A 12,316-nucleotide genomic window follows, 5' to 3' on the forward strand; every position below is an offset into this window, starting at 1 on the left:
TGTAAGTCCTGTTGGCACTTATACATATAGCTGGACTAACAGTTCAGGCGTAGTAGTAGGTACAAGTGAAGATATAAGTGGTTTGAGTGCAGGAGTTTACACGGTAGTGGTAAGTCAAGGCAGCTGTACTTCGAGTTTAAGTGTAACATTGAGTGATCCAAGTCCATTTACATTGTCAGTAACGAAAGTGGATGAGAGCTTGTGCGGAGCAGGAGATGGCAGTATAGATTTGATTGTCAGTCCATCGGCAGGTAGCTATGTTTATTCATGGACTAACAGTGCAGGAACGGTAGTAGGTACGAGCCAAGATATGAGTGGTTTGTTACCCGATACCTATACAGTAAGTGTGATTTCAGGTAGCTGCGTGAGCACGACAAGTGTGGTGATCAATGGTGGAGTAGTAGGCTTTGCTTTGTTCGACGACAGTAAATCCGAGTGTATGTAGTGGAGCAGACGGCAGTATTAATTTGAGTGTAAGTCCTGTTGGCACTTATACATATAGCTGGACGAATGCATCAGGCGTAGTAGTAGGTACAAGTGAAGATATAAGTGGTTTGAGTGCAGGAGCGTACACGGTAGTGGTAAGTCAAGGCAGCTGTACTTCGAGTTTAAGTGTGACATTGAGTGATCCAAGTCCATTTACGTTGTCAGTAACGAAAGTGGATGAGAGCTTGTGCGGAGCAGGAGATGGCAGTATAGATTTGATTGTCAGTCCATCGGCAGGTAGCTATGTTTATTCATGGACTAACAGTGCAGGAACGGTAGTAGGTACGAGCCAAGATATGAGTGGTTTGTTACCCGATACCTATACAGTAAGTGTGATTTCAGGTAGCTGCGTGAGCACGACGAGTGTGGTGATCAATGGTGGATCAGTAGGCTTTGCGTTGTCATCGAGCGTAGTAAATCCGAGTGTATGTAGTGGAGCAGACGGTAGCATCAATTTGAGTGTAAGTGCTGTTGGCACTTATACATATAGCTGGACGAATGCATCAGGCACAGTAGTTGGTACGAGTGAAGATATAAGTGGTTTGAGTGCAGGAGTTTACACGGTAGTGGTAAGTCAAGGCACTTGTACCGCGACGTTGAGTGTGACGTTGAGTGATCCAAGTCCATTTACATTGTCAGCAACGAAAGTGGATGAGAGCTTGTGCGGAGCAGGAGATGGCAGTATCAATTTGAGTGTGTCACCATCGGCAGGTAGCTATGTTTATTCATGGACTAACAGTGCAGGAACGGTAGTAGGTACGAGCCAAGATATGAGTGGTTTGTTACCCGATACATATACAGTAAGTGTGATTTCAGGTAGCTGCGTGAGCTTTACTTCAATAGTGATTAATAAAGGTCCTGTAGACTTTGTGTTATCATCTACTAAGACAAATCCTAGCATTTGTGGGGGAGCAGACGGCAGCATCAATTTGAGTATAACGCCAACAGGTAGCTATACTTATGAATGGTCTAATTCTTCGGGTGGTATTTTTGCTACAACTGAAGACGTATCTGGTTTGAGTGCAGGTGTTTATACCGTGATTACAAGCCAAGGTACTTGCCGTGATACACTTTCGGTAACGCTTAGCGACCCAATTCCATTTACAATTACGGTAAATAGTGTAACGAATGTTTCACGTTGCGGTGATACTGATGGCGCAATTGATATTACAGTTACTGGGGCGAGTGGCTCACAAACTTATTTGTGGAAACCAATCGGTTTGGTTACGCAAGATTTGAGTGGTTTGGCCGCAGGTAATTATACGGTAATAGTAACAGATGGAGCGTGTAAAGATTCATTAACGGTAGTGGTAGGTAGCCCTTCATTATCTCTGAATACAACCCATACAGACCCTACTACTTGTAATACAGCAGATGGCACCATTACTTTAATGGTTGGAAATACAGTAGCGGGAGTAACGTCATTTACTTGGAAGAAAAATAACGTAGTGATTGCAACTACGCAGAATTTAACTGGCTTATCTTCTGGTACTTATGTGGGTGTTGTTTCTTCTGGTACTTGTTTGGATTCTGTAGTCGTAACATTGATGAACCCCAATCCATTTACATTCAATAATACGATTGTGGTGGACGGTGCTTGTGGTGCTAGTGCGGGTTCTATTCAATTGTCTTTGAATGGAGCTATAAGCCCTGTAGTGAAATGGGTGAAGTTACCATCTACTATATTGTCTCAAACAGGTTTGTCTCTTACAGGCTTGGCAAAAGGGGTGTATAGAGCGGTCGTTGCTGATGGGGCTTGTAAAGATTCTATTGATATAACAGTAAATGAATTACTTACAATTACAGCTACTGGCGTGAACCCTACGCAATGTGGTGGTACTGATGGTCAATTAAGTGTAACAACAAATGCTGTTTCTCCTGTTATTACTTGGACGAATGTAGCAACGGGAACTGTAATTACTGATTTGTCTTCAGCAAGTGCAGGTACTTATAAAGTAGTCATAAAAACCCCTAACTGTAAAGATTCTGCTTTAGTTACACTTACTAATCCTGTTCCATTTACGATTGGTGGAGCTACTATTACGCCAGTTTCTGTGAATGGTGGCAATGATGGTAGCATTACAGGTTTGATCGTAACGGGAGCAAGTGGTTCTGAAACATATGTTTGGAAAAAACGCCCAAGCACTTATACTGCTGGCGCAACCATCGCGACAGCACCGACAGGTATCACTAATCTTACGGCTGGTGTGTATGTAGTGTTTATCAAAGATGGAGCTTGTATTGATTCGGTAGAATTTGTAGTTCCTCAACCGCTTAATGTAACTGCCGATGTTACGGATGCAATTACTTGCGGAGGCAGTGAAGGAACAATTATTCTTCATGTACAAGGTGCTACTTCGGCAGCTACTTATTCTTGGATAAAATTACCTTCTACGCCAATTGTGGGTGATGATACGCTGACAGGCTTGAGTGCTGGAACTTATCAAGTAACTATTCAAGACGGTTCGATTACTACAACCCAAACCTATGTAGTCAATGAGCCTATTCCATTGAAAATAGCTTCTTATAACATCGTTAATCCAACTTGTTTGACCACAGGTTCTATCGCTGTAAGTATTGTAAATGGCAGTGGTAAATATGGATATACTTGGTTGAGCGGAACAATTGATTTGGGTGTGAATAATGATACAATAACAGGCCTTACTGCTGGTACATATCAGTTGTCTGTGGTGGATAGTATCACAAATTGTACGAAAGACACCACCTTTACGCTGGTAGCTCCTGATGCGCTTAAATGGCAAATTGCAGTGAGTCAACCTACTTGTGCTACTCCAGCTGGTGGTTCAATTACGTTAGGCCTTCTAAATGGTAGTGGCAACTATACGTTTAGCGGAGATTTAACCACTGCTGTAACGAACGGTTTGGCTGCTGGTTCTTACACAGTTAGTGTGTTGGATAACGTAACGGGTTGTAGCAAAATAGACACAACAATTGTCCTGAACGCTCCGACAGGTTGTGTTACAATTTGTGATATAGATTTTACATTGGGTGCACGTCCTACGCTTTGCGAAGGCAGCTCAAATGGTGTTGGTTTGTTGTTTATCTTGGGTAGTCACCCAGCTTCTTACAAATATCGTGTAGATAAAATAGGAGGCGTAGCCACAGGTTTTACGTCGTTTGTAGAAGCAAATACGGCTCTTACACAGCTTACTAACTTACCTGAAGGTATGCTAAAAGTAACGGTGGCAGATACACTTGTTTCACCCGCATATTCTTGCATTGGTTCGGATAGTGTAGATATTACGGCTTCCGTAATTATCAAGATAACAAGAGACGATACGCAACCTACTTGTTTGGGTAATGATGGTAGAGTAGAGTTCAGCAAAATGTCTGAAGCTGATACCGTAACTTATACTTATGCATTCGGTGATACACTTGTTTTCTCGTCTCAAACGCTTTACACAGGCCTGAAAGCTGATACAACGTATTACTACAAAATTAAAACGGGTGATGGTTGTACGCTTACAGATTCGGTACGCTTGCAAGGCACTACGCCAATTCATGTGGCTGCTGTCGTAACAGATGCAGACTGTCAAGATAATGGCGGAGCAATTGCGCTGACTGTAATTGGTGGTAGCGGAGACTTTACATTCTTAGGCGATTTGACTGCTGCCAATACCACAGGTTTGGGCGCGGGTACTTATAATGTGGTGATTAGGGATAACATAACATTATGTACAAAAGATACTGCAATTGTAGTGGGTTCTCCTGTCAAGTTTAGCTTGCAAGCGACCTTAACACAACCAGCTTGTACAAGTACAGGTAGTGTAGTGTTGGCGGTAAGCAATGGCAGCGGCAACTATAGTTTCAGTGGCGATTTGACAGCGGCGAGCACTTCAGGCTTGAATGCAGGATCTTACACAGTTCATATCGTGGACAATGTAAGTGGCTGTATAAAAGACACGACGGTAGTTCTTGACGCGCCAGTTCAATTGAAATTGCAAGCAACCTTAACACAACCAACTTGTACAAGTACAGGTAGTGTAGTGTTTGCGGTAAGCGATGGCAGCGGCAACTATAGTTTCAGTGGCGATTTGACAGCGGCGAGCACCTCAGGCTTGAATGCAGGATCTTACACAGTTCATATCGTGGACAATGTAAGTGGCTGTATCAAGGACACAACGGTAGTTCTTGACGCGCCAGTAGGTTGTAACCCAGTTTGTAACATCAATTTTACTTTGGGTTCTGTTCCTACGGTTTGTCCTGATGGTAATGATGGAACAGGCTTACTATTTATTTTGAGTGGAAATCCTGCTTCTTATAAATATCGTATTGATAAAGTGGGTGGTGTAGCAACTGGTTCTACTTCGTTTGTAGAAGTAAGTGCAGCCTTAACACAACTTACTAACTTGCCTGCGGGTATGCTCAAAATCACGGTTTCAGATACGGCGGTAACACCTGTTTACTCATGTATTAAGTCGGACAGTATCAATATCGCTTCTACTATTTTAGTAAATGTTCAGCGCACTGATGTTCAGCCTTCTTGCATCGGCAACGACGGTAGCGTATTGTTTACGAAAGCGGTAAGCGATACAGTAACTTATACGTATATGTTTGGTGCGGCAACGGTATTCTCTGGCCAAAATACTTACGACAACTTGGCAGCTGGCGTTTATCCTTACCAAATCAAAACAGGCAATGGCTGTATCTTGAAAGACACGGTTATACTAGCTGCTCCTGCTTCAGTAAGAACATTTGCGCATACGACAGATGCCAACTGTAACGGTGTAGGCGGTAGCGTAGTGATTGATAGTGTGTATGTAGGTGGGGTGTTGGCTACAGCTCCATTCCAATATAGTTTCTCAATGAACGGACCATATACCGCAATCACAAGTGTTCCATTTACGATACCAAACTTGCCAGCGGGTAGCCGTACATTGTTTGTGCGTAAAGGTTCACAGTCTTGTATAGATGATACTTTGTTGATTATCAATAATAATGCAGCACTCAAAGAAGCAGTTGTAGCGGTAAGCAGCAGCGAAGGACAATCGTCTTGTGCAAATGCGCCGATTGTTTATACTGCAACAGATGTAAATGCAGTTGGCAACACTTCTTATACTTGGTTTATTAATGGCACACCAGTAACAGGTAATGTTACAGATACGTTAGCCGTAGATACTCTGACACAAAATGCAGTGATTACCGTGATCATGAACTCTACAAGCACTTGTTTGTCTAAGTCTTCAGATACTGCGGTATTCAATCAAATAGTAAGAAGCCTTACGCCTCAGGTATCTATCAAAGTGCCAAACGGTTTGAGTGGCCAACAATGTAACCCAACAGTGTTTACATTCATCGCGGATACTACTCAAGTAGGTTCAGGTGCTACGTTTGAATGGTTTGTAAACGGTGTTCCTGTTTCGCCAGCAGTAAATAACGATACGTTGGTAATGGATACTGCCTTTACGGTAAGCCAGCCTGTAAAAGTGGTGGTAACGTCGGCAGATGCTTGCGCCAATCCAATTACAGATACTGCTAGTTACAATGTAGATATTAGTACAGGTGTAGTTACGCCAACGCTTACAATCTTGGCATATCATATTTTAGCAGATGGCAGTCAAGTATTGATTAGCCCGAATGATACACTTTGCGAAGGCGAAAAAGTAGCCTTTAAAGCAGTGGCTACAAGTGCGGGTGCTACACCGACTTATGATTGGTACAGAAATAATAACCAATTCTTGTTTACGTCTCCAGTGGATAGCTTAGTAGAGGTTCTGACTATCTTTAACCCTAACTCACCTCGCTTACTCATCTCTACGATGTTGTATGCAAGTGGTGCGTGTGCAGATCCGAACCCAACAGACTTTGTCAATTTCAAAGTGATGATTCGCAAAAACATTCCTGTGAACGTTACTTTGGCTCCTGCAATTGTTTGTTCAAGTACGCCAGTAACCTTCACAGCAAGCAGCCAATTGGATGCAGTAAGTGGAGTTACTTATAACTTCTTGGTAAATGGTATTTCGGTTCAAAACGGTAGCAGCTTAACGTATGCTTCTACTGGCTTGCAACCCAACGATGTGGTGAAAGTGGTAATGACTGCCCCTGATGGCTTCTGTTATAACCCATCACCAGACACAGCAACTGTTACAGTACGTGCGGCTAACGACCCTGCTTGTAATCCTACAAACTGTAATTACACTGTAGTGGTAACGCCAACTAACCCGACGGCTTGTACTACCAACGATGACGGTGTGATTAAGTTTACGATCGGCAACGGAACAGGTATTTATCAGTTCACAATAGATTCTACGGCTGTCCCAGTGGTTTGGAGCTTCAACAACACCTTTACGGGTCTTGCTCCAGGTACTTATCACTTAGCCGTACGAGATACAGTAAGTAAATGTGTAATGTCTATTACGCAAGAATTAGTAAGACCTGCAAGTATCGTTGCATTTGCTTCGGCTCACAAAGCCGCAACTTGTTACGGTGCAAGCAATGGCCAAGCCAAATTGGATAGTGTGCATTTTGGCAACGGAACATACCAATACAGTTTGAGCGGTACAGGATTCTTGCCATTGCCTACGGATAGCATAATTACAGGCTTGCCTGCTGGTAACATTACTATCTACTTCCGCGACGTAACAACAGGTTGTATAGCTGCTGACACGGTTCATATCTTGCAACCAGACTCAATTGATGCGGTAATTACACAGACTCAAATGTCTCAATGTAATGCAAGCACTGGCATCGTGAAAGTAGATGTATTGCAAGGTGGTACTGCTCCATATACTTACGTTTACAATGGAGTTGCGGGCGGTACGTTAGTAGTAGGTCAAGAATTTAACAGCTTGGCTGCGGGATTGGATACCTTAGTAGTAGTTGATGCAGCGGGTTGTTCGAGACAATACATCTTTGAGGTGAAATCTACGACACCAACTGTTGCACTTGCTGACTTGGTAAAAGTAAATCCAAACTGTAGCGGTAGCAATACGGGTAGTATTACCATTACCAACGTAACAGGTGGTACAGGTCCTTATACAGTTACAATATTGCCACTTAACCAGTCGCAAATATTTGACCCTGCTGCTCCTTCCAGCATTGTATTCAACAACTTGACATCTCAAGTATATACTGTGAAAATTACAGACAATACAACAGGTTGTTCGAGTGGTGAATATCTTGTAGCTCTTACTTCGCCTCCAGCCGTATCATTTGCGGTGTCTCAGGTGAAAGAGGCTACTTGTAACAATGCAGATGGAGAAGCGATTATTACTTCTTTCGCAGGCACACCGCCTTATAGTTATCAGTTAAACGGAGGAAGCATTATTCCTATTCCTGCTGATAGTACATCGCTTAAAATTATAGGCTTGGCCGCTGGTGCATACACGATCACATTGTACGACAATACAAATAGTGGTAACTGTGCTACAACGAAGCCGCTTGTAATTGGAGGTACTCGACCGCTTAACTTTACAGAAAATAGTAAAGACATTGTTTGTCATGGCGAACAAAATGGTTCGATTACCTTTACCAATGTGTCGGGAGCAGGAACTTATACTGTTACGCTGACAAACTCTTCTACTGGCGAAACCAGAACGGAGACGTTTGGTAATGGTGACTATGCGATTACTGGTTTGAAAGGAGGTATTTATAATATTAAGATTTCACAAGGCACAGTAGGATTGTGTTATACAGAATTTAATATTGTTGATACCATTGCTGAACCTGCCAAAATTGCTGTAACTTATACTTACGGTAATGGCAAGATTGTAGTAGAAACCATCAAAGGTGGTACGGTTGGTTTGGCTGGCTACTCTGTAAGTTTCGACCAAGGTGTTTACGCTTCGATTACGAAACCTTATGGTACGGATCCTGCCGAATATGATACAACGTACACGATTACGGGTGCTAAACAATATTTGTTGTCAATACGCGATTCGTTAGGTTGCCAATTGGATACGCTCATAGATATTCCTTGCGGAAATATTGTACCATTTATCAAAATAACAGAAAGCAAGCCTTCGCCAGAAAAAGCCTCTGGTCAAATCTTGATAACGGCTGTTACGGGTGGTACTGCTCCATATTATGTGAGTCTGAACGGTGCAGCGTTTGAAGAATTGCTTCCAATTGATAGCGGTTACGCGCCTGTGTTCCAAGATTTGAGAGAAGGTGAATATACCCTGACGTTTAAAGATGCCTTAGGCTGTACTTTGGATTCGGTGGTAGTTGTGCCAATCGACTCTTCATTCTTGATTCCGAACGTAATCACACCGAACGGTGATGGATATAACGACAAGTGGATTATCCGAAACTTGCCACGTGAAGGCGTTGAAGTGGAAATCGTGAACCGTTGGGGTAAAAAAGTATTTAAAACCAATAATTATGGTAATGATTGGGATGGTAGTGGTTATCCAGATGGAGTCTATTTCTACTCAATTCATATGCCAGATGGTAAAAAATACAAAGGCTGGATAGAAATCGTAGATAGCAGAAAATAAGCTATTCGGTAAATAACAAAAAGGTCTTTTAGGGCGGTTGCCTTAAAAGACCTTTTTTCTTAGGGCGAGGGTTTTGCTTTTCAATAAAAAAAGCCCCTCACAGCGAAGTAAGAGGCTAAAAATATTATTGATATAACGACAAATTATTTGCCGTTATAGACGTAGGCCAAAAACTCGGCGCGTGTTTTCTCGTCACGGAATTTCCCGCTGTAGTGCGCCGTTACGGTTGCACTGCTATTGTCTTCCACGCCGCGCGACGACACGCACAAATGCTTGGCATCTATCAGTACGGCCACATCTTCAGTTTTGAGCATGGTTTGTAGTTCTTTGGCAATTTGTACCGTCAGGCGTTCTTGCACCTGCGGACGTTTGGCAAAATACTGTACCACACGATTGATTTTTGATAGCCCAATTACCTGACCGTTAGAAATATACGCTACGTGCGCTTTGCCGATTATCGGCACAAAATGATGTTCGCAATTGGAGAAAAGCGTAATATCTTTTTCCACCAACATCTGGTCGTAGCGATATTTATTTTCAAACAAAGCTACTTTGGGTTTGTTGGCAGGATTCAAGCCACTAAAAATCTCCTTCACGTACATTTTGGCCACGCGGTGCGGTGTCCCTTTCAGGCTGTCGTCGGTGAGGTCTAAACCCAAAATGTCCATAATGTCCCGAAAACGCTCTTCGATGAGTTGGATTTTGGTCTCGTCGTCCAGCGCGAAAGCGTCAGAGCGCAAAGGCGTTTCGTAAGAAGAAAACAAATGTTCGTCGCCAATTTCGTCTATGCTGAACTGGCTCAAATCGGTTATATCTTTAATTGGCGGGATATTCGACATAGTTTCTTTCTGTTTCGTAAAGGATTACTTTCAGTTCCAATTTGGCATCTAATCGCTCACGCAACTTTTGCCAAATCACCACCGCGATGTTTTCGGCAGTAGGGTTGAGGCTCTTAAATTCCTCTGTGTCTAAATTAAGATTTCGGTGGTCAAATTTGCTGACTACCAATTCTTTTACTAAATCACTTAATATTTTGGTGTCTATTACATAGCCTGTTTGCGGGTCGATTTCGCCCACTACTTTTACTACTACCTCGTAGTTATGGCCATGATAGTGCGGATTGTTACATCTTCCAAACACCGCTTTATTTTGCTCGTCGCTCCAAGCTGGGTTATGAAGTCGATGGGCTGCGTTAAAATGTTCTTTGCGAAAAACGGCTACTTTCATAGATATAGATGGCGGTCTGCAAAGCTAATTGACAAACCGATTACTTGTTTTGAGTTTCTGATTTTGAATAAAAATTGTTTGTAGTCTCTTCTGCTAAAACACGCCTCCAAAACGTTTTGTTTATTTGTTACGAAAAAACATTTCACAAAATGCAATACTTTTTCTACCATCCAAACATTCTAAAAACAGGAATTGTTCGCTTTGAATTTACTTTTAGCGGTTAGCAGGCAAATTTGGTTTTTTGGCATTTTTCTTAATGCCAGGCTGCCCTACACCGTAAACTGTTTTTTCTTTGGTAAGATCGTAGCTTTCGCAGGTGCTTTTCCATAAGTAATTTTGCATGGCGTATTGCTTGCGTAGGCGCGACAAATCGGGTTGTAATCTGTCTATCAACGAATCGGCGAAGGCAATGGCTTGGCTTTTGTCTCCCTCAAATGTCCCTTGTTTGATGAACTGTAATTGCGTATGGGCTTTGTCCAGATTATTGATAAAGGTTTTAAAATCAGCTAAATTCTTGTGGGCCATTACATAAGCGCGGGTTGCTCGGCGTGCCGACGTATCCACGATGGTTTTGAGGCTGTCGGTGTAGCCATAATAATAGTAAACGCTATCTTCTTTGATGGTTTGGTAACAAAGTTTGGCACTTTTGGTTACGGTCGTAATTTGGAGCTCAATGGATTCGATGTTTTTTTCTTCTTTTTTCCACTCTTTCTCAAATCGTTCTATTTTGGCATCGGAACAGGCCGTAAATAAAAATAAAACACTGGAAATCAGATAATTGTATTTTGTCATAAGTCGTTTACTTTTCATAAGGTTGGTTACAAAGTTCTTTTTATTCTTCTACAAAACCAAATCACCTATTACCTTTGTGGCAGCTAAACTTTATCCGCGATTTGAGTGTTAATCAACCAAAAGTCTATATTAAAAGTAAATAAAAAATCATGGAAACAGATTTTAAATCATTGTTTGTCAAAGAATTAAAATCATTTTTTGAGCTAAAGAAATCCGAACGTTTGTGGCATATTCCCGTACTCGCGTCGTTGTGCGTAGGGATTCCTTTGCTCATCGGCTATTTTACGCATCGGCTGGATTATGGTTTGCTAGCCAGTACGTCGGGGTTGGTGATTCTGCATTTGCCCACCACCACCGTTGCCCGCCGAATGATTACGTTGCTGGCTTGTTCGTTTGGTTTCATGATTTCCTATACCATCGGCCTGATTTTTAGTTTTAATCCCATTGTTTCGGCTTTGGTGATTGGCTTGTTTTCGGTGGCGGTGCATTGGGTGGTGCGTTATTTTGAGATGAAACCGCCCAGTAGTTTCTTTTTTATTATGCTCGCTTCGGTGGCCAGTTGTATGCCATTCGACCCCGTGCAGATTCCTACGCGTGTGGGGCTGGTTGGCATGGGTGCGATGCTGGCTTGTATGTTGGCGTTTGTGTATAGCCTTTATATTACCCAAAAATATCCGCCTAAAGATGAGGTGATTACGGTCAAAAAAGCCAATTTTAGCAACTTTGTAGAATCGCTGATTATTGGGTCTTTTATGGCTTTGTCGTTGCTGGTGGGCCATTTGCTCAAACTCCAAAATCCGTATTGGCTGCCCATTTCGTGCGCGGCGGTGTTGCAGGGCATGAGTTTGCATCAAGTTTGGCAACGCAGCGCACAGCGTATTTTGGGGACTTTCTTGGGGCTTGCGCTTACGTGGGGTTTGCTCAAATTTCAGATGAACGAATTAGGCATTTGCTTGAGCATTATGTTTTTGCAATTTATGATAGAAATGCTCATTGTGCGGCATTACGGACTGGCCGTTATTTTCATGACGCCGCTCACGATTTTTTTGGCCGAAGCCTCGCACGCCATGCACATTAGTCCCGACACATTGATTCAGGCGCGTTGGCTGGACATCACGTTGGGCAGCATCATTGGCGGCATTGCGGCATTTTTCTTGTATCACCGCAAAATCAGGGCACGCACCGAGCAACAAATCCGCAAAACTGGCCTGACCGTTTTGCGCCGATAGGGGAGATGGTTGTACAATGTTTTTGTGTCTGTATTACATCAAAATCTTTGATTATCAGATAAATTATTTGTTAAGTTTTGAAAGGTGAATTGTATTGACATAAAAAATATTTACCTTTGCGGC

General features: G+C 42.5%; 6 protein-coding genes. 3 read left to right on the plus strand and 3 right to left on the minus strand.

What is annotated here, in order from left to right; genetic code table 11:
• Both BM090_RS18545 and BM090_RS17250 read left to right on the plus strand, forming a co-directional pair.
• On the plus strand, positions 1-445 hold a 445-nt coding region (locus BM090_RS18545), incomplete at its 5' end, for a hypothetical protein (protein WP_221405424.1).
• Positions 408-8,945, plus strand: a complete 8,538-nt coding sequence (locus BM090_RS17250; RefSeq protein WP_143084029.1) for a T9SS type B sorting domain-containing protein — start codon at positions 408-410, stop codon at positions 8,943-8,945. The genes BM090_RS18545 and BM090_RS17250, both read left to right, overlap by 38 nt.
• A 143-nt stretch (positions 8,946-9,088) precedes the next feature.
• Here the strand turns inward: BM090_RS17250 and folE are convergent, their stop codons facing one another.
• The 3 genes from folE to BM090_RS17265 all read right to left on the minus strand — a co-directional run bounded on the left by folE (position 9,089) and on the right by BM090_RS17265 (position 10,964).
• Positions 9,089-9,784, minus strand: a complete 696-nt coding sequence (folE, locus tag BM090_RS17255; RefSeq protein ID WP_091516625.1) for a GTP cyclohydrolase I FolE — start codon at positions 9,782-9,784, stop codon at positions 9,089-9,091.
• The gene (locus BM090_RS17260) at positions 9,762-10,172 is read right to left on the minus strand and encodes a 6-pyruvoyl trahydropterin synthase family protein (RefSeq protein WP_091516629.1); all 411 of its coding nucleotides are present in this window, start codon (positions 10,170-10,172) and stop codon (positions 9,762-9,764) included. The genes folE and BM090_RS17260 overlap by 23 nt, the downstream gene beginning before the upstream one ends.
• A gap of 213 nt (positions 10,173-10,385) precedes the next feature.
• Positions 10,386-10,964 (minus strand): hypothetical protein, encoded by a 579-nt coding sequence (locus BM090_RS17265; protein WP_091516632.1) that lies wholly within the window; start codon positions 10,962-10,964, stop codon positions 10,386-10,388.
• Positions 10,965-11,113: 149 nt separating this feature from the next.
• Between BM090_RS17265 and BM090_RS17270 the strand changes: the two genes are divergently transcribed.
• On the plus strand, positions 11,114-12,193 hold the full coding sequence (locus tag BM090_RS17270) for an FUSC family protein (RefSeq protein WP_091516635.1): 1,080 nt from the start codon (positions 11,114-11,116) through the stop codon (positions 12,191-12,193).
• Positions 12,194-12,316: the final 123 nt, after the last annotated feature.

Source organism: Flexibacter flexilis DSM 6793 (assembly GCF_900112255.1).
Classification (GTDB): domain Bacteria; phylum Bacteroidota; class Bacteroidia; order Cytophagales; family Flexibacteraceae; genus Flexibacter; species Flexibacter flexilis.